Genomic DNA, 25,800 nt, shown 5'->3' with positions numbered 1-25,800 from the left:
CCATCCGGCACGCCGCCTGCGGCAACCCGGTCGTTCGGGGCGGGAAGGAATTGCGGTGCCGTCAGAAGCTTTCGCCGCCGCGCGGAGAGAGATACAAGAATGTGGTCCGGTCTCGATCGAGCCGCCGGGGAGACTTGGCAAGATAAGCCTGTCTTGTTGTTGCCGTAGTCCCAGCCTGCCCGGGCGGCAGCGACATTGTCAATGGGCAAAGCTTCGGCGCCGGCATCAATTAGGCGAAGGCACTCCGGTGACCCCAGCCCGCTGCGGCCGCGCCTGGCGCTTGAATTCCAGCCCAATATGGACAAGCAGCGCCGTGACCACCACCGCGCCGCCGATCATGGTGCGCCCGGACGGCACCTCGGAATGGATGAGCCAGACCCATATCGGCCCCAGGATCGGCTCGAACGTGCCGAGCAGTGCCGCGATCGCCGCCGGGATCAGGCGCGCGCCGGTGGCGAAGAAAGCAAGGCCAAGGCCGAGATTGACCACGCCGAAGACGAAGAGAAAGCACATGTCACCGGCCGACACCATGAAGGTCGAGGCTTGCGAGGCAGCCAAGCCCGCCGCCAGGATCGTGCCGAGACAGGTCGCCGGCGTCATGCGCACGCTGGAGAAGCGCCGGGTGATGACGGTGGCGATCGAGAACATGAACGCGATCAGCAACGCAAGTCCATCGCCTATGGGCGAGACGGCACCATCCAGTGATTCCGACACCATGATGGCTACGCCGGCGATAACGGCGGCAATGGCCATCCAGGTCGCGACGGTTACTCTTTCGCGAAACAGTGCCCAGGCAAACAAGGCCGCCAGGAGCGGCACGCCGGCCTGCATCAAGAGGATGTTGGCGACGGTTGTATAGGCAAGCGCCACGACGAACGAGGTCGAGGCAATGGCGAAGCAGAATCCCACAGCAATGCCTGGCAAGCCCATGTCCCGGAATGACTTCACCATGCCGCGCCAGCCGTCACGCCAGACCATGAAGCAGAGCAGGAAGGCGGCGGCCCAAACGGAACGCCAGAAAATAACCGTCCAGCTGTCACCGGCGCTGATGAAGCGAGCGATGGTGCCGCCGAAACTCCACATCAGCGCTGACAGGAAGACCAGAAGCATGCCGACGCGTTCGTCGCGCAGCGAGACTGTCGAGGTAGCAAGGCCGGTCGATGCAACAAGGGTCGGAGATGATGCTGTGTCTGTCATGGGCGCGACTGTCGAGCTTTTGTGGACGGGACGATGCGCAAGGGACGACAAAAAACTACTCTGTTCACGTAACGCAAAGACTTAAGCCGCGGGTGATCCAGAGACCGGCGACGATTGTGGCACCTTTGCCGCAGCGTTACTGAAAATCGAACGCGCTCAGGCCGGTCACCATCTCGTCGAGGCCGAGGGGTCGCGTCACCGGCGGCTCGGCGCGCGCCAGGCAGCCGACGCGCTCGCAAAGCCGGCAGGCCGGGCCGACAGGCGTCGCCGCGATGGTGCCTGCCCCCACCTTCGCGCCGACTGCCGCGCCAGGCAGCACCGCGCCATAGACGATGTCGTCGCGAAAGCCGATGTCGCAGCCGAGTAGCAGTGCCGTGCGGCGCGGGCGTTCGGAGAATGCGCCTTGCGGCCCCTCCAGCGTGCGGGCGATGCACAGGAACTCGGCGCCATCAGGCATTTCCACCGCCTCGACGAAGACCTGACCGGGCTGGGTGAAGGCGACATGCACGGGAAGCTTCGGACAGCCGCCGCCAAAGCGGCTTTGCGGAAAGCCCTGGCTGCCGGCCTTGCGAAAGCGGTTTCCTGCATTGTCGACCTCGAGCATGAAGAAGGGCACGCCAGAAACACCTGGCCGCTGCAGCATGGTCAGCCGGTTTGCCGCCTGCTCGAAAGAGACACCAAAGCGCGAGCGCAGGACTTCGATGTCGTAGCGTGAGCGAACGGCCGCCGCGTGGAAAGGCTGATAGGGCATCATCAGCGCGTGGGCGGCATAGCGGCCGAGTTCGAAGCGGGCAAGGCGGCGCGCCTCGTCCGTGGCCAGCCTCAGCGCCTGGATCTCGCCGGCGATCGCGACGGTCATGCGGATCAGGCAGGCCTCCATCGCGACTTCACGCAACTGGTCGAATGGTGACAGGCGCTCGGACAGGAACAGGCGCTGCGAGTGGCGGTCGTAGCGGCGGCGCCAGTTCGGCATGGTGGCGACCGGCAGAACCTTGACCACAATGCCATATTCGCGCTTCAGCCATGCCTTCAATGCGCCAAAGAGGTCGTCGCCGGGATCCAGCACCGACGTGAACGCCTCGGCCTCTTCCTCGAGCGAGGAAAAATGGTTCGGCCGCCGCTCGAAAATCTCGCGCACCTCGTCGATCGGCAGGCGGGCGCCGGAGAGCGCTGTCGTCCGACCCTCGCGCGCCAGAAGCTCGTTGATGTCGGACAGCCGCTCGGCCTGCTCGCGATAGGCGCGGAACAGTTTTATCACCCCGGCGGAGGCATTGGGTGCCGCCTCGGCAAGCTCGATCAGTTCCTGATCTCCCGGCAGTTCGCCAACCAGCAGCGGATCGGTGAACACCTCCTTCAGGGCAGCGACCGATCCCCTTGCCTCGCCCTGAAGGTCGTGCGGATCGACCTTGTAGACGGAGGCCAGCTTCAGGATCAACTGCACAGTCAGCGGCCGCTGGTTGCGCTCGATCAGGTTGAGATAGGACGGCGAGATGCCGAGCCCCTCGGCCATTGCCGTCTGGGTCAGGCCCTTGGCGTTGCGGATGCGGCGAATGCGCGGCCCGGCGAAAATCTTCTGATCAGCCATCGACTATCCTTGACAGGAATTTACACGACATCAGCCGCGATCCCAGCCTGCTTGTCTTTACAGGATTGACAAATTTACAGTGCCTTCCTGTCAAACACAACACAGATTTTCCCTTATGTCCGGCGAGGTTTCCTGATTTTTGTGGCTCATTTTGCGTCGCAATGTAAATTCAGTCACATAGAAGTGCCCCCGACAACTGGCGCGCGGACGTCGTGCAGAAACCCTTCGGAGCGAACCAATGACTGATTTTTACAACCTCGTCCCGTCGGCGCCTGAAGGCCGCTTCAACGGCATTGAACGTCCCTATTCGCCGGAGGATGTGAAGCGGCTGCGAGGTTCGGTGCAGATCAGGCAGAGCCTTGCCGAAATGGGTGCCAACCGGCTGTGGAAGCTCATCCACGAGGAGGACTTCGTCAACGCATTGGGCGCCATGTCCGGCAACCAGGCGATGCAGCAGGTGCGCGCCGGGCTGAAGGCGATCTATCTGTCGGGCTGGCAGGTTGCCGCCGACGCGAACACCGCCTCGGCGATGTATCCGGACCAGTCGCTCTATCCGGCCAATGCGGCGCCCGAACTGGTCAAGCGCATCAACCGCACGCTGCAGCGCGCCGACCAGATCGAGACCTCCGAAGGCAACGGGCTTTCGGTCGAGACCTGGTTCGCGCCGATCGTCGCCGACGCGGAAGCCGGCTTCGGCGGCCCGCTCAACGCCTTCGAGATCATGAAGGCGTTCATCGAGGCGGGTGCCGCCGGCGTCCACTATGAGGACCAGCTGGCGTCGGAGAAGAAGTGCGGCCATCTCGGCGGCAAGGTGCTGATCCCGACCGCGGCGCATATCCGCAACCTCAACGCCGCGCGACTCGCGGCCGACGTGATGGCCACGCCCACCCTGGTCGTGGCGCGCACCGACGCGGAAGCGGCAAAACTGCTCACCTCCGATATCGATGAGCGCGACCAGCCCTTTGTCGACTATGATGCCGGCCGTACGGTGGAAGGCTTCTACCAGGTCAGGAACGGCATCGAGCCTTGTATCGCACGGGCCGTTGCCTATGCGCCGCACGCCGACCTGATCTGGTGCGAGACCTCGAAGCCCGACCTGGCGCAGGCCAAGAAATTCGCGGAGGGGGTGCGCAGGCACCATCCAGGCAAGCTGCTCGCCTATAATTGCTCGCCGTCGTTCAACTGGAAGAAGAACCTCGATGACGCGACGATCGCCAAGTTCCAGCGGGAACTGGGCGCCATGGGTTACAAGTTCCAGTTCATTACGCTGGCCGGCTTCCACCAGCTCAACTACGGCATGTTCGAACTCGCCCGCGGCTACAAGGCGCGGCAGATGTCGGCCTATTCCGAGTTGCAGGAAGCGGAATTCGCGGCGGAGGCCAATGGCTATACCGCGACCAAGCACCAGCGTGAGGTCGGCACCGGCTATTTCGATGCCGTCTCGATGGCGATCACCGGGGGCCGGTCATCGACCACCGCCATGCATGAGTCGACCGAGCACGCGCAGTTCAAGCCGGCGGCGGAGTGAGTTCGCCAAAAAAGACGACCAACAGAGGAAACGCCCGAGAGGGCAAGGACATAGGAGACGACCAATGGCATCGATAAGCCGCGTCAAGGAACGGGCAGAAGAGCAATCGACCACGATGAGCGTCGACCAGCAGGCGACGATCCGCATGCTGGCCAACGATCTGCACAGGCTCAACCAGTCGGTGATGAAGGCGGTGGAGGCGGGCGTCTCGGTGGAGCTCGTGCGCTCCGCAAGGCATCATGGCGGTGACGGCAATTGGGGTGACCTTTTGATCCCGGTCATCGTCACGCAACAGAGCCATGGCTGATCCGAAATCGTCTAGGCGGCCTTTCACCTGCGCAATGAATGCGCAGGTGAATTTTATTTTTACGCAACCAAGCCATGGACAGAGCAGTACAGTACTGTTGCTTTGAATCCACTGTTACGGAGGACGCCTCCAGGTTCTTTTATTTCAACTTGACAAGGGTGCGATCTCACGCCAATTGTCGCCCAGATTTCAACTCTGCATTGAAATGGGGGCGAACTTCTTGGCCGACTTGGGTGCCCAGTGAACCGCGAGAGCGAGACCGCAAAACATGTGAATCTGGGGACCCGGGATTCAAGCACCAACACGATCCGCGATCTCTCGCGGGTGCTTGTTGTCGGGAAATCGCCGATCAACCGGGTCGTCGTATCGAAGATCGTCGAACGGTCCGGGCTCAGGCCAATCTCGGAACCGCCTGATATCGCAGCGAAAACCTTGCGGACGCTGGTGCCGGGAGCGATCGTCCTCGATGGTGGCCCCGACAACAAGGACTGCGACAATCTGATGCCCGGCATCGAAATGTTGCGCCGGACTTCGGGCAAATCGCTTCCTCCCGTGATCCTGCTTTCAACCAAGAATGGCACGCCGGAGAGCCTTGGCCTGGCGAAAGTCGTCGACGTGGTAGTGGCAAAGCCGATCACGCCCGAACGGCTGCAACCGGTGATCGATCGCCTGATCAACCGCTGAGACAATTCCGGGACAGTGGTGCCGCGGTTTTCCGCCCGGATTTATTCAAAAAGCAAATAATCGCAGTCGCGATCAGCTTGGCTTCGCGATGCTTTCTATCAGTTCCGGCAATTGACCGAGATCCGATATCTGGCGGAAACGCGGCTCTGCGACTGGCGCCTCGACATGTTCAAGCACCCAGGTCAGTTCGTGCGGGACATGGACACCCCAGCCGCCGGCCTCGATGGCGGGCACCACGTCCGACTTCAGCGAATTGCCGACCATCATGCTCCTCGCCGGGCCGTCGCCATGGCGGTTGAAGAGGCGCGCATAGGTCGCGGCCGTCTTGTCGCTGACGATCTCGACGGCATCGAACAGATCGCCCAGCCCGGAGCCGGCCAGCTTGCGCTCCTGATCGAACAAATCGCCCTTGGTGATCAGCACCAGGCGGAAGGTGCCGGCGAGTTTCTCGACCGTCTCGCGCGCATAGGGCAAGGGCTCGATCGGATGGCCCAGCATCTCGCGACCGGCGTCGAGAATCTCCGATATGACCGAGGCCGGCACGCGCCCGTCGGTGACCTCGATCGCCGTTTCGATCATCGAGAGCGTAAATCCCTTAATGCCGAAACCATAGATCGCAAGATTGCGCCTCTCGGCCTCCAGCAGTCGCGCCGAGATCTGCTTCTCCTCGCCATGATCGGCCAGCATGGCGGCAAAGCGCTTCTCCGTCATGCGGAAGAATTGTTCGTTTTGCCAAAGCGTGTCGTCGGCATCGAAGCCGATCGTGGTCAGTTCGCTGCTGGTTCGCATCACCGGCTTCTCGAATGCGGGAAGACACCAAACCTAAGCCGAGCGGCGGGCGGTTTTCAACCTGCAACGGAAAATGCCGGCGGTGGCTCCCTTCCCTTCCATCGCGCGGCACGGCTATACTCCGAAATCCGCAACTCAATCTGGTGAATGATGCCGCCTGCAAAAAAGGAAGTCCGTCCGTCGAGCCGCGGAGGACGGGCGCGCACGCCTGCCTTTGTGAAAAACCTGCGTGGTGTGAAGAACTGGAAGGAAGTCAGCGATTGGCTGGAATGGCGCGGCATCGAGGATATCGAATGCATCACACCCGATCAGGCTGGCGTGGCGCGCGGCAAGATGATGCCGTCGAAGAAATTCACCTCCAACACTTCGCTGGCGCTGCCTTCGGCCGTCTTCATGACGACGATTTCCGGTGGCTATCCAGAGGACGGCAACGGCTTCCACTACCCTGAAGACGACGGCGACCTCAAGCTAATGCCGGATTTGTCGACATTGACCGTGGTGCCTTGGGAAGAAGACCCGACGGCCGCCGTGATCTGCGACCTCGTCCACCAGGACGGCCGCTCGGTCGAGTTCACACCGCGCAATGTGCTGAAGCGCGTCCTTGCAGCCTATGACAGGCTTGGGCTGAAGCCGGTCGTGGCGCCCGAGATCGAGTTCTACCTCGTGCGCAAGAATCCGGACCCGGACTATCCGTTGACCCCGCCCGTCGGCCGCTCGGGCCGCGCGATCGGCGGCGGCGCCGGCTATTCTATCGCCGGCGTCAACGAGTTCGACGAACTGATCGACGACATCTACCATTTCTCCGAAAGCCAGGGGCTGGAGATCGACACGCTCATCCACGAAGAGGGCGCCGGCCAGCTCGAGATCAATCTGCGCCATGGCGACCCGATCGAACTTGCCGACCAGGTGTTCATGTTCAAGCGCACCATCCGTGAGGCGGCACTCAAGCACGAGATCTACGCGACCTTCATGGCCAAGCCGATCCAGGGCCAACCGGGCTCCGCCATGCACATCCACCAGTCGATCGTCGACAAGAAGACGGGCAGGAACATCTTTTCGGCCGAGGATGGTTCCGAAACCGAGGATTTCTTCCATTTCATCGGCGGCATGCAGAAGCACGTGCCGAACGCGTTGGTGATGTTCGCGCCCTACGTCAACTCCTACCGGCGGCTGACGCAGGCGGCGTCGGCTCCCGTCAACAACAAATGGGGCTACGACAACCGCACCACGGCGTTCCGGGTGCCGCGCTCCGACCCCGCGGCGCGGCGCGTCGAGAACCGCATTCCGTCCTCCGACGCCAATCCCTACCTGGCGCTGGCAGCCTCGCTCGCCTGCGGGCTGATCGGCATCACCAGGAAGATCAAGGCCGAGCCGCCCGTGCTGACAACCGCCAACGCGGACGAGATAGACCTGCCGCGCAGCCTGCTCGAAGCCGTGGACCTGTTCGAAGGCGACGAGGAACTCTGCGCGTTGCTGGGCAAGTCCTTCGCCGCCACCTATGCCGCGATCAAGCGCGCGGAATTCGAGACGTTCATGGAAGTGATCAGTCCGTGGGAGCGGGAATATCTGCTGCTCAACGTCTGAAGAGGCGAATAGCGAATAGAAACAATATCGGTTTTTTCCGCTACTTCTCTTCTATTCCTTCCAAACTCCCTCGAGTCTTCGCCACATCATGCCTTATCAATCCCCAATCTCCCCTGGCCGATCCTGGTATGAGGACACGGCTGGGCAACGGCCTGAATATCCGGCGCTCGACGGCGACCGGATCTGCGATGTCGTCATCATCGGCGGCGGGTTTACTGGCCTGTCTGCAGCGGTTTATCTGGCCAAGGCTGGAGCGGACGTGGTGCTGATCGAGGCGCATCGCTTCGGCGATGGCGCTTCGGGACGCAATGGCGGCCAGCTTGGCACCGGCCAGCGCGCCTGGGCGGAGGATCTGGAGGCCGAATATGGTCTTTCCCGCGCCAAGGCGCTGTTCGACCTTGCCGAAGAGGCCAAAGCCCACCTGCTTGACTTCGCCGCCATCCACCAGATTGATATCGACTACATGCCGGGCCAGCTTTCGGTTGCGCACAAGCCGCGCTATGTCGACGACTACAAGGCCCATGCCGAGATCATGGCCGGCCGTTTCTCCTACCCGCATATCTCCTTCATGGATGCGAAGGAGACGGCGGAACGGCTGGGCTCGAGCGCCTATTTCGGCGGCACGCGCGACACCGGCACCGGCCATATCCATCCGATGAAGCTGGTGATCGGCACCGCGCGGGTGGCGGCACAAGCCGGCGCGCACCTGTTCGAAGGAACGCCATCGACCGGCATCATATCCGCGGGGGGCAAGGTCAGGGTTTCCACGCCGAGAGGGACGATCTCGGCGCAGAAATGCCTGATCGCGGTCAATGCCTATGGCGGAACGCTCGAGCCGGTGAGTGCCGCGCACATCATGCCGATCGGATCCTTCATCGGCGCGACAATGCCGCTGGGGTCGGAATCGAAAGTGTTGCCGGGGGGCGAATCGGTCGATGATTCCCGTTTCGTCGTGCGCTATTTCCGCAAATCCAGGGATGGCCGGCTGTTGTTCGGCGGACGCGAGATCTATGGCGTCAACGATCCGAAGGATATCCACATCCATATTCGCCGGCAGATCGCGGAACTCTATCCGGCGCTGAGCGATGTCGAGATCACCCACGGCTGGGGCGGTTATGTTGGGATCACGGTGCCAAGAAAGCCGTTCGTGCGCGAAGTGATGCCGAATGTGATCTCGGCCGGCGGCTATTCGGGTCACGGCGTCATGCTGTCCAACTTCTTCGGCAAACTCTATGCCGAAACCGTCACCGGCAACCGCGACCGGCTGAAGCTGATCGAGGAATTGAAAATTCCGCCATTTCCTGGCGGTCGCCGGTTTCGGGCGCCGCTGCTTTTCCTCGCGCTCAACTGGTTTGCGCTGCGGGACAGGATCTAATGCGTCGTGCAAAAGTGATCTGCCTGGGAAGAACGACGCGCATCAAAACAAGATCTAAAAACGCGTTGTATAAGTCCGTTTCCACGCGACGTGCTTTAGGCAGGATTGGATGGCCTTTATCCCATGCGATCACGATCTCATGTAATATTGTAATATCCATGTAACATTTGTTGCCCGGGCGACACATTGCGGAATTGCCGGCGAAGGCGCAGAATCCTTGATAATGGCGTACTGATGCCACAATCGCGGGCGAAAGGTCCGCGTCTGGGCGATTGTTCGGGGATTGTTGCGGGCCTGCCCGCGTTTTGGGACCGATGCTGATCGAACGCATGATTTGCGATATCTGATCGAAAGAACACCGGCCCGCTTATGGAGGTGGCGAGAGTGAGAGAGCCCTTCAGTTTCGGTGCTCCGGAACGTCGGCGCTTTGCCATGCAGTTCGGCTATGACATGCGCCCGTCATTCTGGCAGGGAGTCCGTTCGAACTCGCACCTGGTCATTGCCGCGGTCGGTACCGCCGCTCTGCTTGGCGTTGCCGCGGTGGCACTCTGGCTGGCATTGCCGACCAGCGAGAGGCAAGCGGTCGCCAGCCCCGAGCAGAGCATTCCGAGCATTCCGGTGAAGACGACGAAAGTTTCCCCTTCGGGAACTACGGTGACAGCGGCTGCCGTGACACCGCGGGTAGAGCGCAAGTCCAGCCAGGTCCCACCGACCATGGTAGCGGCGGCGGGCAACATACAAGCGCTTGCGGCCAACGATCCTCGCTGGACCGGGGCACAGCAGAAGGCTGCTGCCGCGGCAGCAGATCCCGATCAGGCTGCCCCCAGCCAGGTAGCCAAGCAGCCTGAGCCGACGCCTGACAAAACAGCGGCAGCATTCGCCCAATCGTCTACTGATACCGATGCCACCGACGAGCTTGCCAAAGTTGCCGCGCCGAGCCCACCTGCGAACAGCAGCAATCCCGATGGCGCGCAGACCGCCGCCATTCCGGAGACGCAGCCGCAAGTGGCGGACCAAAAACCCGCAAATGCACAAGACGAGGACAACGCAGCCAAAGCGAAGCCGCGCATGGCGGCGGCAGTGGGCAGCGGCCGTATTCTAAGGACTGTGACCATGCGCAGTGCCCCAAAGAAGGGCGCAACCCCCATCGGCTCGGTTCCTGCCCGGACTTCAGTGCAACTGATAGGCTGCAAGAAGTGGTGCGAGATCGTCTACAACGGCAAGCACGGCTGGGTGTACAAGAGCTACGTCAAGCCCGGCGCGTAATATCCGAACATCGCCGCATTCAGATGCAGCGGCCGCCATCGACCTCCAGCGCCACGCCGGTGATGAATGCGGCCTCGTCCGAAGCCAGCCATAGCGCCGCATTGGCGATATCGAGCGGGGTCGACAGCCGCCCGAGCGGGACCGAGGCGCGGAATGTCTCGCGGATCTCGGGCGTGTCGGCGCCCATGAATTTCTCCAGCATGCCGGTCTCGCCGGCAACCGGGCAGAGGCAGTTGACGCGGATATTTTTGGGCGCGAGCTCCACCGCCATCGACTTGGTGGCGGTGATCGCCCAGCCCTTCGAGGCATTGTACCAGGTGAGGCCGGGCCGAGGCCGCAGGCCAGCGGTGGACGCCGTGGTCAGGATGACGCCGCCGCCCTGCCGCTCCATGATCGGCACGACGGCAAGCGCAGCGTGATAGATCGCCTTCATGTTGACTGATGTGATCAGGTCGAAGGTTTCCTCGTCGACCTTGAGCATGTCGCCATTACGATGGGTGAACCCGGCATTGTTGACCATGATGTCGATGCGGCCGAAGGCGCTTTTGGCCGCATAGACCATCTCGTCGAACTCGGAGCGCAGCGAAACATCGGTCTGCGTCCAGATCGCCGCGTCGCCGATCTCGCCTGCGACGCGTTCCGCCCCCTTGGCGTTGAGATCGGCGACAACGACCCTGGCGCCCTCTTGCGCGAAGCGCTTGGCCATGCCTTCGCCGAAGCCTGATGCCGCACCGGTGATAATGGCGACCTTGTTTTCCAGACGCATGCGTTTACCGCTCCTTGGGTTCATCGCGCAGCTGCACGAGAGGGCTGACAGTCCGGCCGGTGCCGCGACGGATACAGCGCCGATTTCTCCCTTACAGCATGTCGCGCCGAATAGGATTCGCCGACCTGCTGTAAGCTTCTGATTTTATGCGTGTCGTTGTCCCGCAACCGAGGACACTTCCGGGCGACACGCATTAGCTTTCGTCACATTCACGTTCTATGCTGCAACTGCGAAAGCTTCTGGAGTCTTCGTTCACCGACAAGCCTCCAGGTGGCGCCAGTGTCAAGCGTACAGGTGGACCGAATCAATATCCAGCGATTGGTCCTCGATGTGACAGCATGGCACTGGAAAATTTAAATCGATTAGAATAAATCAGCCGCGTACTCGCGACCGGCGTCAAAGCGGACAGACCATGACCAGCCAGATCATCCCCGTCGACCCTTTCGACTTCATCATCTTCGGCGGCACCGGCGACTTGTCGGAGCGCAAGCTGCTGCCGTCGCTCTACTATCGGCAGCGCGACCATCAATTCTCCGAGCCGACGCGCATCATCGGCACGTCGCGCTCGAAAATGAGCGACGAGGAGTTCCAGGCCTTCGCCAGGCAGGCGATTTCGGACCATGTCAAACCGGCCGACATCGATGCCAAGGAGTTGAAGACCTTCCTGGCGCGGCTTTCCTACGTCCCGGCCGATGCGACGAGCGGCGCCGGCTTCGACAAGTTGAAGAAGGCAATTGGCGAAAGCGACCACATCCGCGCCTTCTACCTGGCCGTGGCACCGGCTCTGTTCGGCGATATCTCGCACAAGCTCAAAGAGCACAATCTGATCACGCCGAATTCGCGCATCGTGCTGGAGAAGCCGATCGGCCGCGACCTCGCCTCGGCGCAGGCGCTCAACGACCTAGTCGGCGACGACTTCCACGAGAGCCAGATTTTCCGCATCGACCATTATCTCGGCAAGGAGACGGTGCAGAACCTGATGGCGCTGCGCTTTGCCAATGCGCTCTACGAGCCGCTGTGGAACTCCGCCCATATTGACCACGTGCAGATCACCGTCGCCGAAACCGTCGGCCTGGAAGATCGCGTCACCTATTACGACAAGGCCGGCGCGCTGCGCGACATGGTGCAGAACCACATGCTGCAGCTGCTTTGCCTGGTCGCCATGGAAGCGCCTTCGTCGATGGACGCCGACGCCGTGCGCGACGAGAAGCTGAAGGTGCTGCGGGCGCTGAAGCGCATCAACGGCAACGAAGCGCCGAAGCACACCGTGCGTGGCCAGTATCGCGCCGGCGCGTCGGCCGGCGGCCCGGTGAAAGGTTATGTCGAGGAACTCGGCAAGGACAGCAACACCGAGACCTTCGTTGCCATCAAGGCCGAGATTGGTACCTGGCGCTGGGCAGGTGTTCCGTTTTATCTCAGGACTGGAAAGCGGCTGGCGACCCGGGTTTCGGAAATCGTCATCGAGTTCAAGCCGATCCCGCATTCGATCTTCGGCGACAGCGGCGCGGGGCCGATCTTCGCCAACCAGTTGGTCATCCGGCTGCAGCCGGACGAAGGCGTCAAGCAGTTCATCATGATCAAGGATCCAGGCCCGGGCGGCATGCGGCTGCGCCAGATCTCGCTCGACATGAGTTTCGCGCAGTCTTTCGACGGCCGCGCGCCCGACGCCTATGAACGGCTGATCATGGATGTCATCCGTGGCAACCAGACCCTGTTCATGCGTCGCGACGAGGTGGAAGCCGCCTGGAAGTGGATCGACCCGATCCAGAATGCCTGGGAAGGCGCCAAGCAGGAAGCACAGGGCTATACGGCAGGCACATGGGGGCCGTCGGCCTCGATAGCGCTTATCGAACGCGACGGGCGGACATGGCACGAGAGCAATTGAACAGCACCAGCTATAACTGGAATGCCTTTGCCGACCGTCCGCAGCTGGCCTCGGCGCTGGCTGCAAAGGTGGCCGATCGCTTAACGAGGGCGATCGACCGGCGCGGCACGGCGTTGCTGGCTGTCTCCGGCGGCACGACGCCGGCAAAGTTCTTTGCCGATCTCTCCGCGGCGCCGATCGCCTGGGACAAGGTGATCGTGACGCTGGTCGACGAACGCTTTGTGCCGGCCTCCTCGCCGCGATCCAATGCCGGGCTGGTTGCCGCGATCCTGCTGCAGAACGCGGCCAAGGCCGCCCGTTTCGTTCCGCTCTATCACGAGGCGGCCGGCATCGAGGATGCCGCGACATCCGACGATGCGGCACTGCGATCCCTGCCCTGGCCGCTCGACGTCGTGGTGCTCGGCATGGGACCAGACGGCCACACCGCCTCGTTCTTTCCTGACGCCGACGATCTGCCGAAGCTGCTCGACCCGGCCTCCGACAGGATGATCCTGCCGGTCCACGCCAAAAGCGCCGGAGAGCCGCGGCTGACCCTGACGCTCGCCCGCATCATCGATGCGGATTTCCTCGCCTTGCACATAGAGGGCGAGGACAAGCGCGTCGCCTTCGACAACGCTGTCGCGCCCGGACCGCGCAAGCCGATCCGCGCCGTGCTCGACGCATCGCCCAAACCCGTGGAGGTTTTCTGGGCGCCCTGATTTCAAGTTTACAAATGGTCCCGGCAACGGCGGGAGGATGTTTCCGGGACCTCGGCTGAAAGGACCTGATGCCATGACCGCAAGACGCGATATCGAAGCCATCACCGAGCGGATACGCCAGCGCTCCAAACCGGGCCGAGAGCGCTACCTGAGCCGTATCGCCGAAGCGTCGAACCAGACCGCCAACCGGTCGGTGCTGTCCTGCGGCAATCTTGCCCACGGCTTCGCGGTGTGCAGCCCCTCGGAAAAGCTGGCGCTCGGCGCCGACAAGGTGCCCAATCTCGGCATCATCACCTCCTATAACGACATGCTGTCGGCGCATCAGCCCTTCGAGACCTTCCCCGCCCTGATCAAGCAGGCCGCGCACGAGGCCGGAGGCATCGCCCAGGTCGCAGGCGGCGTGCCGGCGATGTGCGATGGCGTGACACAAGGCCAGCCCGGCATGGAGCTGTCGCTGTTTTCGCGCGACGTGATCGCCATGGCAGCCGCGATCGGCCTGTCGCACAACATGTTCGACGCCGCCGTCTATCTGGGCGTCTGCGACAAGATCGTGCCGGGACTGGTGATCGCCGCACTCACCTTCGGCCATCTGCCGGCGGTGTTCATCCCGGCCGGGCCGATGACGACAGGCCTGCCCAATGACGAGAAGGCCAAGGTTCGCCAGCTCTATGCCGAGGGCAAGGCAGGTCGCGCCGAACTCTTGGAAGCCGAGTCCAAGTCTTACCATGGGCCGGGCACCTGCACCTTCTACGGCACGGCGAACTCCAACCAGATGCTGATGGAGATCATGGGCCTGCACACGCCGGGCGCGTCCTTCGTCAATCCAGGCACGCCGCTGCGTGACGCCTTGACCCGCGAAGCGACGAAGCGGGCGCTGGCGATCACCGCACTCGGCAACGCCTATACGCCTGTCGGCCGGATGATCGACGAACGCTCGTTCGTCAACGGCGTCGTCGGCCTGCACGCCACCGGCGGCTCGACCAACCACACCATCCACCTGATCGCCATGGCGGCGGCCGCCGGCATCGCGCTGACCTGGCAGGACATTTCCGATCTCTCGGAAGCTGTGCCGCTGCTCGCGCGCGTCTATCCGAACGGCCTTGCCGACGTGAACCATTTCCACGCGGCGGGCGGGCTCGGCTTCCTGATCCGCGAACTGCTCGACGAAGGTGTCCTGCACGAGGATGTGCAGACGGTGTGGGGCGAAGGCCTGCGGCCTTATGCCGTCGAGGCAAAGCTCGGCGCCGACGGCGGCGTGGTGCGCGAGGCTTCGCCGCGCATAAGCGGCGACGAAAAGGTGCTGGCGCCGTTCAAAAAGGCATTCCAGCCGACCGGCGGCCTCAAGGTGCTTTCAGGCAACCTTGGCCATGCCGTCATCAAGACTTCGGCCGTCAAGCCGGAGCGGCGCGTCATCGAGGCGCCGGCCAAGGTGTTCGACAGCCAGCAGGGGCTGAACGACGCCTTCAAGGCCGGCACGCTCACCGGTGATTTCATCGCCGTCATCCGCTTCCAGGGGCCGAAGGCCAACGGCATGCCGGAACTGCACAAATTGACCACCGTGCTTGGCATCCTGCAGGATCGCGGCCAGCGTGTCGCGCTGGTCACGGACGGACGCATGTCGGGCGCCTCCGGCAAGGTGCCGGCGGCGATCCATGTGACGCCGGAAGCGGTCGAGGAGGGACCGATCGCGCGGATCCATGACGGCGACGTCATCCGCCTCGACGCCGATGCCGGCACGCTGGAGGTGCTGGTGCCAGGGACCGAGCTCGCGCTGCGCCGCACGGCCGAAGCCGACCTGATCGGCAACGAGTTCGGCTTCGGCCGCGAGCTGTTCGCCGGTTTCCGCCAATTGGTAGGGCGTGCCGACCACGGCGCCGGTGCGTTCGGAACCGCCTGACGCATTCTGTACGGCATGAAAAAGGGGCGGCTCGTGGCCGCCCCTTTTTGCTGGTCGAAATCGCGACCCTTATTGCACCGTCAATTCAACCCGCTCGCCAGCCTTCACGGTCACGGTGCCTTCCTTCTTGCTGTTGTCCGGCTTCTCCGAGACCACCGCGTAGTCGCCCGCCGCTATCGCGGCCTGATACTTCTCGTCATAGGCGTAGCCGATCGACTTGCGATTGCCATTGATGTCCTTCTTCGTCTCGAAAATCTCGATCTTGGAGGTGCCGGGGGCCGTAATAGCCAGCACGCCGGCATCCATGGCGACCTTGAGGTCCTGGAACTCGCCGGCCTTGACGCTGAAAGGCTGTTCCACGACCGCGAGGTCAACCGTCGCGATCAACACATAGTCATCCGGCGGCAGGTCGAACTTGCTGTCGGGGCCATAGGCATACGTGACCTCGTCGCGGGTGCCATCGATCTTCTTCTTGGCCTTGAGCACCTTGAAGCCGATGCCTGAACCATCGGCCTTGTCGCCTCCGGCCGCATAATATGCGTTGGCAAGGACATGGCCGACGCCGACGATAATGTCCTTGTCGATCACCGTGCCGGCAGCGAGCGGAATCGTTTCCGTGACCACGCCCTGTCCGATCGTGACGGTCACTTTCTCGTCGCCGGCCGGCAACACGACTTTCGTGTCTCCATAATAGGTCGGGGGGTTGCCGACGCCCGGATAGGCGATCACGACAGCCGCCCCGCTCACGACATCCGCACCTTGGCTGGGACGCGGATGCAGGATAAGCGTGCCGGCATTCAAGGTGAACAGCGGCTTGTAGACTTGGCCTGCCTCGATCCTGACCTTCCGCTCGACCTTGGCTTCGCCGTCGCGCGCGACGATGATGTAGTCGCCCGGTTCCAGATTGGCTTTGTAGTCGCCGTATTCGGTGGTGATGTTGTCGCCGCGCGTGCCGTCCGATTTGGCCTTATAGACTTCCCAGGCATTGCCGTCGGTGACGGGATCGCCGCCCTCGGCCAGCACAACGGTCGGCATGAAATTGAACTCGGACTTCGCCGGCTCAGGGGCTGGTGCCGGTGCTGGCTCGAGCGCTGGTGCCGGGGCCGCCACAGTCTCGACCAGCGCTTCCTGCAGCGCCTTCTCGTCGGATGCCTGGATGTATTTGCCGCCGGTGTTGTCGGCGAGGCAGGCGATCTGCTTGCCTTCGTCGGCGGTCAGGCCGAAGCCGACGACATCGGCGGTGAAATCGACGCCGGAGGCTTCGAGTTCCTTGCCAAGCGCACAAGGATCGCCGCCGCAGGTTTCGAGCCCATCGGTAATGAGGACGACGGTCGCCTTGTCCTCGGTGTATCTCAGCGCTTCGGCCGCCTTCTTGACGGCTGCCGTCAGCGGCGTCTTGCCGAGGAACTTCATACTGTCGGCGGCCGCCGAGATGGCGCTTGCCGAGCCCGCCTGAGGCGGCACGATAAGCTGGATGTCGTCGCAGCTGCCTTTCTCACGATGGCCATAGGCCATGAAGCCGATCTCGTCGGCGGCGGGAACCGATTGAAGCACGGTCCTCAGCGATTCGCGGGCGATTTCGAGCTTGGGCTTGCCATCGATCTGCGCCCACATCGATCCCGACGCGTCGAGGATGATGATGACCTTGTTGGCGGCAAAGCCGAATGTCGTCGTCGACAAAAGGAGGATCGCCGCAGCGAAGCTCCGCGCAAGTATCGCCATCGAAATCTCCTGAATAGCCACCCGTCCGCCGGCTGAAGCTATTTGAGCGCGTGCCGGGACACAAGCCACCGCTGTAACGAAGCTTGCATGGGCTCTGCGCACTTAATTCAGTATGTGGTGCGGCGCTCTTCCGAGGGCGGGCGGCCAAATTGCAGCCGATAGCTCTGGGCAAAATAGGAATGCGAGGTGAAGCCGGTCGCGATCGCCACGTCGAGGATCGGCATGTTGGTCTGACGCAGCAATTCGCGGGCCCGCTCCAGCCGAAGCCGCATATAGTAGCGCCCGGGCGTGACGTTGAGATGGCGCAGGAACAGCCGCTCCACCTGGCGCACCGAAAGGCCCGCCGACTTGGCGAGCTGTACCGCCGACAGCGGCTCGTCGAGATGGTCGGCCATCAGTTCGACGATGCGCCTGAGCTTCTCCGACTTGCCCGTCAGGTCACGCTCCGGCCCGACGCGCTGGCGGTCTCCGGCGGAGCGGATGCGCTCGTGCTGAAACTGGTTGGCGACGCCATTGGCGAGGTTGGAGCCGAAATCGCCGCGCACGATCTCCAGCATCAGATCGATCGAGGTGGTGCCGCCGGCGCAGGTGTAGCGCTTGCGGTCGATCTCGAAGACATTGCCCGTGCAGTTGATGTCGGGAAAGCGCTCGACGAAGCCGGCGCGGTTTTCCCAATGGATGGTGCAGCGATAGCCTTCGAGCTGGCCGGCCTCGGCCAGCAGGTAGGATCCGACCGACAAAGCACCCAGCGCGTTGCCGCGCCGGCCCCAGCTGCGCAAGGCCGCCAGAACCTTGCTCTTGCCCGGAAATTCCGTTGTCAGGCCGACCGAGACGAAGAGTATGTCGACCGGCGGCAGATCGGCGACGGCGTAGTCGATCTTGAGCGGCAGGCCGTTGGAGGCCATCACCGGATCGCCATCGGCGGACACCGTCGTCCAACCGTAGAAATCGCGACCGAGCAGGCGGTTTGCCGACCGGAACGTGTCGATCGCGGCGGCCAGTGAGAACATAGAGAACTTGTCGACCAGCAGGAAAGCGAACTGCCGGCCTCCTTGAACGGGATCATTCGTGACCGGCCGTTCCGGGGAAATAGTGGGATTCGGCAAAGCTGCGGCTTTCAGGGTCAACCCGGGCTCAGAAGGAAGGCCGCTTCAATCCGGCCGCAAGGTAGGCCGAAGCTAACGTATTGGCCATCAGCATGGCAATGGTCATCGGCCCGACACCGCCGGGCACCGGGGTAATCGCGCCCGCCGCCTTGGCCGCTTCGGCATAGGCGACATCGCCGACGAGACGCGACTTACCTTTGCCCTTCTCGGGCGCGGGAATGCGGTTGATGCCGACATCAATGACGGTGGCGCCAGGCTTGACCCAATCACCCCTGATCATTTCCGGCCGGCCAACGGCGGCGACAAGGATGTCGGCCGTGCGGGCAAGCTCCGGCAGGTCCTTGGTGCGGCTGTGGGCGATGGTGACGGTGCAGTTGGCGGCAAGCAGCAGATTGGCCATTGGCTTGCCGACGATGTTGGAGCGGCCGACGACGACCGCGTTGAGGCCGGACAGGTCCTTGCCGCGCACGCGCTCGATCAGGAGCATAGAGCCGGCGGGCGTGCAGGGAACGAACGCCGTGTCGAGTTCGCCGGTGCCGAGCTTGCCGACATTGATGAAATGGAAGCCGTCGACATCTTTCTGCGGCGCGATGGCCTGGATGATCTTGCCGGCATCGACATGGGCGGGCAGCGGAAGCTGGACCAGGATACCGTTGATGGCCGGGTCGGCGTTGAGCTCGGCGATGAGCTTGAGCAGTGCCGCCTCTGACGTCTCGGCCGGCAGCGTGTGCTGAAGCGAGTGAAAGCCGCATTCCTTGGCGGTGCGGGATTTGGAAGCGACATAGACCTGGCTCGCCGGATCCTCGCCGACGATGACCACGGCCAGACCTGGCTTTGCCTTGCCCTTGACAACCAGCTCGGCGGTCAGCGCCTTGACCGATCGCACCACGTCTTCGGCAACGCTCTTTCCGTCAATCACTTCGGCCATGGACCACCCTCAATGTCGTTCCGCCCAACGCCGCTTTCGAGAACATAATGCAGCGGCGCAGGCAATCTGCAGCGCGGCATTGTCACGAAAATACAAGCTCGCAATCCCGTCAAAGCGCCTTCCCATGCCGTTTACGCGAAACCGGCACGGTTTTGTTCGGCCTCCGCTACCTATCTGGTGGCTCAGAAGTAGCGGCGACGGGTGCGGCTTTCCGTGAGTTCGCGGACCGCTTCGTGGAATTCGCGCAGGCTGGCGCGAATCTCTTCGACCGATGGTTGTTCGCCACCCTCCTTGACCGGGATCGGCCTCGCATGCGGGGCGGCTGGTGGCTGCGTCGGAGCGGGCGACGGCGGGTACGGCATCTGCGCCGCATAGGGTCCCGCCGTGGCTTGCGTATGACCCGCCTGCGACCAGGGCTGCGCCGGAGGATAGCCCATCGGCTGCGCATAGGGGGAGGATGGCAAGGGCGGAGCTGGATGCAGTCCCCATTGCGGCATCAGGGGCGAGCGCGAGGGCGACGCCATTTGCCGCCCATACCCGGCCTCGGGGCCTGGCTGGAAAGGCGACTGCGAATAATCCAGGCCGGCCGCCTGCCGAGGTCCGAAACCAGGCTTCGGATACGTAGGGAATATCGGAACGTTGGGCGGCCGTCCGTTGTCGGCGAAGGCGGGTAGGCCGAACTCGCTGGACAGGTCGTCGGCTTCGGCCGACGGCTTGCGGGACATGGCCTTGCGCAATCTCGATATGAGTGCGCCGATCCTCCCGGGGCTTTCGTCCGTACCGCCATTGGAGGACGGGCCGGCTCTGCCCGTTGCGCGGGATCCGGTTGCATCATGAGCGCGACCCGCCGCTGGAGGTTCTTCCGGTGACAGCCTTGCGCGCGGCATATCGGGTGGCAGATCGCTGGTGCCGATCTGTCCCCGCGAACGCCAGGCGTCGTCGGCTTCAAACGGCTGCTCCTCGTCAGGGGGGAACCGCGAAGCCTCACCGGCGACAGACTGCGGCGGGCTCGCCTTCGTCTTGCGCCGGGAACGGGCCAGGCGATGTCGGGTGGCGGCATCCTCGCGCCATGAGGGGTCCGCGCGGTCTCCTATCGACACCAGCGACGCGTCGTCCTCGCCACGCAAGGCCTCGCCAAGCGCCAGCAAGGAGCGCTCGCGCTTCCAGTCCTCACGGTTTTTCCTGTCGACCATTGTCGTGGAGCTTACTCTTTAGTCGCTTGGCGGCGGCGGTCGGCCATTCATTAAGCCACGCTAAACAGGCATGGGAAACAAAAGGTTAATTTGCGGAGGATGATGGCAGGAATTCACGCCATGTTTGCGGTAACTTTCAACACATCTGAAAGCTTCAGAATCGTGCTGATGGGCATCCCTGCCCTTTGCGTGGCGACCTATCTCATCGCACAGTTGCGCGACTACATGCGCATTCCGCTGCGCAAGGAGAACATCTATCTCGGCGATTGCTTCATGATGGTGGTGCTGTTCACCGCACTCAACGCCCATCGAGGTGCGCATGCCCGTCCAGCGGTCCTGAGAGGGCTTCCCCACCGATCCGCGAGCGTCTATGTCATGGCCTTTCCTAGGAGGGCTCTCGATGACGATCAGGCTTGTTCTCGCCGGCTGCGGCAATATGGGTTACGCCATGCTCTCGGGCTGGTTGAAGTCTGGCAAGCTTGCACCCTCGGCGGTTTTCGTGGTCGAGCCCAATGGAGACCTGCGCCAGCGCGCGGCGACTCTGGGCTGCGGCACGGCGGCGGAAGCCGGAGGTATTCCGGCGGATGCCGTGCCTGAACTCGTCGTCATCGCCGTGAAGCCGCAGGTGATCCGTGACGTCACCGCCGCCTACAAGCGCTTCGGCGACGGCCGCACCACTTTTGTAAGCATCGCCGCCGGCACGCCCGTCGCTACCTTCGAGCAGGTCCTGGGCAACCGTGCGCCGATCGCGCGCTGCATGCCCAACACGCCGGCTGCCATCGGCAAGGGCATGATGGTGGTGTTTTCCAATCCCCTGGTTTCCGGAGACATCAAGCGTTTCGTCGCCGACCTCTTGTCGGCCAGCGGCAAAGTGACCACCATCGATGACGAGAGCCTGATGGATGCGGTGACCGCCGTGTCCGGATCGGGTCCGGCCTACATCTTCCATTTCATCGAGGCACTGACCGTTGCCGCCGAGAAGGCCGGGCTCCCGACGGCAACCGCCAAGCTGCTTGCCATGCAGACCGTCTACGGCGCCGCATCGCTCGCCGCCGAAAGCCGCGAGGATCCGGGTGTGCTGCGCCAGCAGGTGACCAGCCCCAACGGCACGACGGCGGCCGCGCTTGGCGTGCTGATGGGCGAGGACCGGCTGACCAATCTGCTCACGCAAGCGGTGGAAGCGGCGCGACTAAGGTCGATCGAACTGGGCAAGTAGAGCGAACATCTCGCTAGGCGAGATCCGTGTGCGAAAAGTCGTTGCCTTTGTAGAGCAACGCCGAGCGGTGGCTCTTTGCGCAGGCGTAGGATAGGCAATCGGCAAGATTGAGCTGCGCGGGATGCCCACGTCCCTTTCCATAGTCCGAAAACGTCCGGATCGCCAATTTGGCATCGCCGGCGTCGATCGGCACAATTTCGATTTCGGCCTCGCGCAGAAACGCCTCAATCGCCATTTCCGCGACCACCGGTTCGACAGCAAGCATCGTAGAAAGCCGCATCGACGCTTCGAGCACAACCAGCGCGGACGTAATCTTGTGAGGTGCAGCCGCGATCCGATCGCTCCACTCGCCGGCATCCCCCTCTCCCGAAAGAATTGCGACGATTACGGAGGTGTCGACGAACATCAGGGATGTCCCCACAGCATCTCATCTTGCAGCCGGCGCAGCGCAAACAACCTGGTCGTCTGGTCGGGCGCTGCATTGTCGGCGGTCAGCAACTCGCCTTTCCTGACCGGTTTCAGCACCTTGCCGCCCTCGAGCAGGCCGACCGGGACGGCATGTTGGGCGCGGGCTTCGCCGACGGTCATGGTCCAGGAGCGATAGCAGGTTTCGCCGATCGCATCGAAGGTCTCGCCAGCGGCGAGATCGCGCTTGGCGACGGCGCAGACCTCGGCGACCGGCCTCGGCAGCGGCACCATGTCGGGCTTGCCGAACAGCACGATGCGGGCCGCTGTCAGCGGCACTTCCAACGAGGTCAGGTGATATGGTCGAAACAGGCTGTAATAGGGGCCATGGCCGATGTGCAGGTCATCCATGCGCTCGATGATGCGCGGATGCGTCGCCTCGACGATGACGAAGACACCAGGCGCCACACCCTTGCCGATCGTGTAATCGACAACGCCCTTTTTCAGCAGGAGGCCACCGTCCTCGCGCGGGATCAGCACCTTGACGAGGTCGTCGCGGTCGGCCTTGGGGCCGTGCATGCCAGGCACGTCGGGCACCAGTCCGGTCGCATTGGCGATGGCGCACATCTCGACCATGGTCTTGGAGCCATCGACGAACTCGACCAGCATGCGCGGGTTCATGTTGCGGCGGGCCGCCTCGTCGCGATAGTCGTCGGGCACGGCATCATGGTTGAGCGGGTTGTTCTTGCCCTTGCCGGCCGAGACGATGGTCAGGCCGAGTGCGGACGCGAACTCGATCAGTTCCATGCAGCTTGACGGCTCGTCGCCGGCGCCGACCGAATAGACGACGCCAAGCCGGTCGGCCTGCTGCTTGAGATAGCAGCCGATGGTGACGTCGGCCTCGACATTCATCATCACCAGATGCTTGCCATGCTCCATCGCCATCAGGTCGAAATCGGCGGCAACGCCGGGTTTTCCCGTGGCGTCGGTGACCACGTCGATCAGTGGATTGGTCACCAGCATCTCGTTCGAGGTGATGGCGATCCTGCCGCTTTCGATGGCGTCTGTGACTTTCGATGCGGTGTCGGCTTCGACCGCCATCGCCTCGTCGCCATAGGCGATGCGGATGGCGTCACGCGCGGTGTGCGGGCGCCGGGTCGAGACGGCACAGACCGAAATGCCCGGCATCAGCATGCCTTGCGTGACCAGGTCGGTGCCCATTTCGCCCGAGCCGATGACGCCGATGCGCACGGGGCGGCCCTCGGCGGCGCGTCTGGCGAGATCGCGGGCAAGTCCCGTCAAAGCGACATTGGTCATGCAGGGAATGTCCACAGCTTCTTGATTTGGGGCCGAATTAGCAGGGACCGGTCCCCTGTGCCAACGAAACCACTCGCGACCGGCGATTTCCAAGGGAATCGCCGGGAAATCCGCATTCGCCGCGAATTATTGGCCCAGGGTTGCGAATTGACATTGTCGTGACGGCTTCAAACCACCCTGACGTAGCTCGTCATGCCTGATTTCTGATGCTCGATGATATGGCAGTGCAGCAGCCAGTCGCCGGGATTGTCGGCGACGAAGCCCAGGCTCACCTTCTCATTGGGTTGGATGAGATAAGTGTCCGAAATCAACGGCTGCACCGGCCGTGTCGAGGATGACAAAACCTTGAAGCTCATGCCGTGCAAATGCATCGGATGCGATTGCGGCGTCAGGTTTTCCATGTCGACGATGTAGCTTTTGCCGAGCTTCAGTTCGGCCAAGGGCGCAGTCGGATCGGGCGTATCGCCCGGCCACGGCACTTTGTTGATGGCCCAGAAACTGTAGCCGAGCGAGCCGCAGATGCTGTCGCTCGGGACGTTCTCCGCCGTCGCGCTGAGCGACAGCGAAATATGCTGGGCAGTGGTGAGATCGACCTCGGCCACCGGATTGGCCTCCAGCGGTGCGAGATCGCGGCTGTCGCGTTTGAGGGAAGCTCCAACCGCGCGCAGCGTCGCCAAGGCTTTCGGCTTGGTGCCCCTGACGTCCCGCAAGGTCACAAGCGCGCCCTCGTTGTCGGGCATGCGGACAGCGAGTTCCAGACGCTGACCGGGTCCGATCAATAGGGCGTCGGGTGCAAACCGCCGCGGCACCGGGTTGCCGTCCAGCGCGATGACATCAGCTTCGGCGCCGTCGACGCGAAAGGCGTAGATTCGGGTGACATCGGTGATTGCAACGCGCAGCCGCACCAACCCGCCGGCCGGCGCGTCATATTGTGGCTGGTCGAGCCAGTTCGCCGTGCGCACCGTGCCGTAAGTGCCGGTCCTGGCCGCATCGCGCGGTCGGAACTGGTCGATGAACTGAGCGTCGTCGCCAAGGCGCCAGTCGCGCAGGTTGAGGACAAATTCGGCGTCGAATTTCGGATCGTTCGGGTTTTCGACCACGATCACACCGGTCAGGCCGTGCCCCATCTGCTCCAGCGTGTTGCAATGCGGATGATACCAGAAGGTGCCGGCGTCGGGCGGCGTGAAGGCATAGTCGAAATGGTCGCCGGTGTAGACGTAAGGCTGCACCAGGAAGGGCACGCCATCCATCTTGTTCGGCAGGCGAATGCCGTGCCAGTGGATGGTTGTCGGATCGTCGATGGCGTTGACTAGGCGCGCGCCAAAAGGCTCGCCCTTTTTCATCCTGATCACCGGCGGCATGCCGGCATTGCCGTAGGTCAGCACATCCCTGGTCTGGCCGACATCCATCAGATTGGCCTGGATTTTCGCGGTCCGCAGCACCATCGGCTCAGGCGCGGACGCCGCCCGGCCGCCAATCCTGCCGATCGCGGCAAGCCCGAGCCCGCTCGCGCCAGCAAACGCTGCCGTTTTCAGAAGTGCGCGGCGTGTGAGTACGGCCATCTGACGCTCCATGGGGGGCAGACGATTGCCCCGGAATCCCTGGGGCAATAGCAGGGAACGATCCCTCCTTGCCAATGAAACCTGCCGAGCGCAGGACATGCCGGCGTCAACTCGGCCGGCAGGGCATGCCGGAATTCACGATGGCGGCTGGTCGGTGGCGTAGGTTGATCATCCCGGTAAGGCAAAAGAAACAAACGCCATGGGCAATCCACGGATTCCGGCGCGTGCCTTCATTCGCCTGCTAGCGACGAATAGCCTCGAAGCGCCAGCGCAACGAGTGGTCGATTCGGGAATAATCTGGTGCTGCGAGAGAGGATTGAACTCTCGACCTCTCCCTTACCAAGGGAGTGCTCTACCACTGAGCTACCGCAGCCGCCGATGGCGGGCTTCTGCCATATCGAACCGGCAAGCGCAAGGCCAAGAACAACGCTTCTGTGAAAGCCTTTGCCGGATAGCTTTCCATGACATGGCGGCGCCACAATGTTGGCTATCCCTGAATGGCGGGTTGGCTGGTCGCCAACCGGGGCGGGATGATGAACGACAAGACAAATCCACCGAAAAGCAGCGAAACAACCCGCAAGAGCCGGCTCGCCGAACAGTTGCGCGCCAATCTGCAGAAGCGCAAGGCGCAGTCGCGCTCGCGCCGCACAGGTGAGGCCGACCAACGGCCCGACGGGCTCGGCGCGGCCAAGGAAATGAAGAAAGATTAACTCAAATCGGCCACTCTTGGGCCGGGGTGCGCGAATCCTATTTCTTGAACCACATTGGTCAATGGTCTAGACGGGCCGAT

22 protein-coding genes, 1 tRNA gene and 1 pseudogene are annotated in these 25,800 nt (G+C 62.9%); 12 read left to right on the top strand and 12 right to left on the bottom strand.

Annotated elements, in window-relative coordinates; all coding sequences use genetic code 11:
- Positions 1–225: 225 nt before the first annotated feature.
- Complete coding sequence (locus FJ960_RS09505) at positions 226–1,197, bottom strand: DMT family transporter (RefSeq protein WP_140713422.1); 972 nt, start codon at positions 1,195–1,197, stop codon at positions 226–228.
- A gap of 136 nt (positions 1,198–1,333) precedes the next feature.
- Positions 1,334–2,782 carry an XRE family transcriptional regulator gene (locus FJ960_RS09500; protein WP_140713420.1) on the bottom strand — a complete coding sequence of 483 codons (1,449 nt, stop codon included), beginning with the start codon at positions 2,780–2,782 and terminating at the stop codon, positions 1,334–1,336.
- Positions 2,783–3,020: 238 nt separating this feature from the next.
- Here FJ960_RS09500 and aceA point away from each other — a divergent pair, with 238 nt between their 5' ends.
- The 3 genes from aceA (at position 3,021) to FJ960_RS09485 (ending at position 5,301) form a co-directional block, all read left to right on the top strand.
- Complete coding sequence (aceA, locus tag FJ960_RS09495) at positions 3,021–4,310, top strand: isocitrate lyase (protein WP_140504696.1); 1,290 nt, start codon at positions 3,021–3,023, stop codon at positions 4,308–4,310.
- Between the two features lie 64 nt (positions 4,311–4,374).
- Entirely contained in the window at positions 4,375–4,617 is a 243-nt protein-coding gene (locus FJ960_RS09490; RefSeq protein WP_006202762.1) for a hypothetical protein, read from the top strand.
- Positions 4,618–4,887: 270 nt separating this feature from the next.
- The gene (locus FJ960_RS09485; RefSeq protein ID WP_246672679.1) at positions 4,888–5,301 is read left to right on the top strand and encodes a response regulator; all 414 of its coding nucleotides are present in this window, start codon (positions 4,888–4,890) and stop codon (positions 5,299–5,301) included.
- Between the two features lie 72 nt (positions 5,302–5,373).
- Here the strand turns inward: FJ960_RS09485 and FJ960_RS09480 are convergent, their stop codons facing one another.
- Complete coding sequence (locus FJ960_RS09480) at positions 5,374–6,090, bottom strand: HAD family hydrolase (RefSeq protein ID WP_140504700.1); 717 nt, start codon at positions 6,088–6,090, stop codon at positions 5,374–5,376.
- Positions 6,091–6,237: 147 nt separating this feature from the next.
- Here FJ960_RS09480 and FJ960_RS09475 point away from each other — a divergent pair, with 147 nt between their 5' ends.
- From FJ960_RS09475 to FJ960_RS09465, 3 genes are all read left to right on the top strand, one after another.
- Positions 6,238–7,674: a glutamine synthetase family protein gene (locus FJ960_RS09475; protein ID WP_027144802.1), complete on the top strand. Its 1,437-nt coding sequence runs from the start codon at positions 6,238–6,240 to the stop codon at positions 7,672–7,674.
- An 88-nt stretch (positions 7,675–7,762) separates the two neighbouring features.
- On the top strand, positions 7,763–9,049 hold the full coding sequence (locus FJ960_RS09470; RefSeq protein ID WP_140713418.1) for an FAD-binding oxidoreductase: 1,287 nt from the start codon (positions 7,763–7,765) through the stop codon (positions 9,047–9,049).
- A 384-nt stretch (positions 9,050–9,433) separates the two neighbouring features.
- Positions 9,434–10,315: an SH3 domain-containing protein gene (locus FJ960_RS09465; protein ID WP_140713416.1), complete on the top strand. Its 882-nt coding sequence runs from the start codon at positions 9,434–9,436 to the stop codon at positions 10,313–10,315.
- A gap of 19 nt (positions 10,316–10,334) precedes the next feature.
- Here the strand turns inward: FJ960_RS09465 and FJ960_RS09460 are convergent, their stop codons facing one another.
- Positions 10,335–11,081 (bottom strand): SDR family oxidoreductase, encoded by a 747-nt coding sequence (locus FJ960_RS09460; RefSeq protein WP_140713414.1) that lies wholly within the window; start codon positions 11,079–11,081, stop codon positions 10,335–10,337.
- A 412-nt stretch (positions 11,082–11,493) separates the two neighbouring features.
- On the opposite strand from FJ960_RS09460, the gene zwf reads away from it, so the two are divergent.
- The 3 genes from zwf (at position 11,494) to edd (ending at position 15,561) form a co-directional block, all read left to right on the top strand.
- Entirely contained in the window at positions 11,494–12,966 is a 1,473-nt protein-coding gene (zwf, locus tag FJ960_RS09455) for a glucose-6-phosphate dehydrogenase (RefSeq protein WP_140713412.1), read from the top strand.
- A complete protein-coding gene (gene pgl / locus FJ960_RS09450; RefSeq protein WP_140713410.1) occupies positions 12,948–13,664 on the top strand; it encodes a 6-phosphogluconolactonase in 717 nt (238 codons plus the stop codon). Before zwf ends, pgl begins: the two co-directional genes overlap by 19 nt.
- Positions 13,665–13,737: 73 nt before the next feature.
- Entirely contained in the window at positions 13,738–15,561 is a 1,824-nt protein-coding gene (gene edd, locus FJ960_RS09445; RefSeq protein WP_140504711.1) for a phosphogluconate dehydratase, read from the top strand.
- A 69-nt stretch (positions 15,562–15,630) separates the two neighbouring features.
- Here the strand turns inward: edd and FJ960_RS09440 are convergent, their stop codons facing one another.
- The 4 genes from FJ960_RS09440 to FJ960_RS09425 form a co-directional block, all read right to left on the bottom strand.
- Positions 15,631–17,283: a VWA domain-containing protein gene (locus tag FJ960_RS09440; protein WP_140713408.1), complete on the bottom strand. Its 1,653-nt coding sequence runs from the start codon at positions 17,281–17,283 to the stop codon at positions 15,631–15,633.
- A gap of 107 nt (positions 17,284–17,390) precedes the next feature.
- Positions 17,391–18,389, bottom strand: coding sequence for a GlxA family transcriptional regulator (locus tag FJ960_RS09435; protein WP_032922464.1), 999 nt, complete (start codon positions 18,387–18,389; stop codon positions 17,391–17,393).
- A gap of 28 nt (positions 18,390–18,417) precedes the next feature.
- Complete coding sequence (gene folD / locus FJ960_RS09430) at positions 18,418–19,317, bottom strand: bifunctional methylenetetrahydrofolate dehydrogenase/methenyltetrahydrofolate cyclohydrolase FolD (protein ID WP_140504715.1); 900 nt, start codon at positions 19,315–19,317, stop codon at positions 18,418–18,420.
- A 182-nt stretch (positions 19,318–19,499) separates the two neighbouring features.
- Positions 19,500–20,510, bottom strand: a complete 1,011-nt coding sequence (locus FJ960_RS09425; protein ID WP_140713406.1) for a hypothetical protein — start codon at positions 20,508–20,510, stop codon at positions 19,500–19,502.
- Between the two features lie 162 nt (positions 20,511–20,672).
- Between FJ960_RS09425 and FJ960_RS29800 the strand changes: the two are divergent.
- Together FJ960_RS29800 and proC are read left to right on the top strand one after the other, a co-directional pair.
- Positions 20,673–20,816 (top strand): annotated as a pseudogene (locus FJ960_RS29800) (O-antigen ligase family protein); the annotation flags it as partial.
- A 94-nt stretch (positions 20,817–20,910) separates the two neighbouring features.
- Positions 20,911–21,726, top strand: a complete 816-nt coding sequence (proC, locus tag FJ960_RS09415) for a pyrroline-5-carboxylate reductase (RefSeq protein WP_140713404.1) — start codon at positions 20,911–20,913, stop codon at positions 21,724–21,726.
- Between the two features lie 13 nt (positions 21,727–21,739).
- Here the strand turns inward: proC and FJ960_RS09410 are convergent, their stop codons facing one another.
- The 4 genes from FJ960_RS09410 to FJ960_RS09395 form a co-directional block, all read right to left on the bottom strand.
- Entirely contained in the window at positions 21,740–22,132 is a 393-nt protein-coding gene (locus FJ960_RS09410; RefSeq protein WP_140713402.1) for a type II toxin-antitoxin system VapC family toxin, read from the bottom strand.
- Positions 22,132–23,448 carry an NAD(P)H-dependent oxidoreductase gene (locus tag FJ960_RS09405; protein WP_140713400.1) on the bottom strand — a complete coding sequence of 439 codons (1,317 nt, stop codon included), beginning with the start codon at positions 23,446–23,448 and terminating at the stop codon, positions 22,132–22,134. The genes FJ960_RS09410 and FJ960_RS09405 overlap by 1 nt, the downstream gene beginning before the upstream one ends.
- A gap of 167 nt (positions 23,449–23,615) precedes the next feature.
- Positions 23,616–25,010 carry a multicopper oxidase family protein gene (locus FJ960_RS09400; RefSeq protein ID WP_140713398.1) on the bottom strand — a complete coding sequence of 465 codons (1,395 nt, stop codon included), beginning with the start codon at positions 25,008–25,010 and terminating at the stop codon, positions 23,616–23,618.
- A gap of 298 nt (positions 25,011–25,308) precedes the next feature.
- Positions 25,309–25,383 (bottom strand) — tRNA-Thr (locus tag FJ960_RS09395).
- Between the two features lie 124 nt (positions 25,384–25,507).
- Here FJ960_RS09395 and FJ960_RS09390 point away from each other — a divergent pair.
- Positions 25,508–25,720 carry a hypothetical protein gene (locus FJ960_RS09390; protein ID WP_181166194.1) on the top strand — a complete coding sequence of 71 codons (213 nt, stop codon included), beginning with the start codon at positions 25,508–25,510 and terminating at the stop codon, positions 25,718–25,720.
- Positions 25,721–25,800 lie beyond the last annotated feature (80 nt).

The organism is Mesorhizobium sp. B2-3-11 (assembly GCF_006442215.1).
GTDB classification, from domain to species: domain Bacteria; phylum Pseudomonadota; class Alphaproteobacteria; order Rhizobiales; family Rhizobiaceae; genus Mesorhizobium; species Mesorhizobium salmacidum.
Note: the sequence above shows the minus strand (reverse complement) of the source record. Positions and strands in the feature narration are given on the sequence as shown.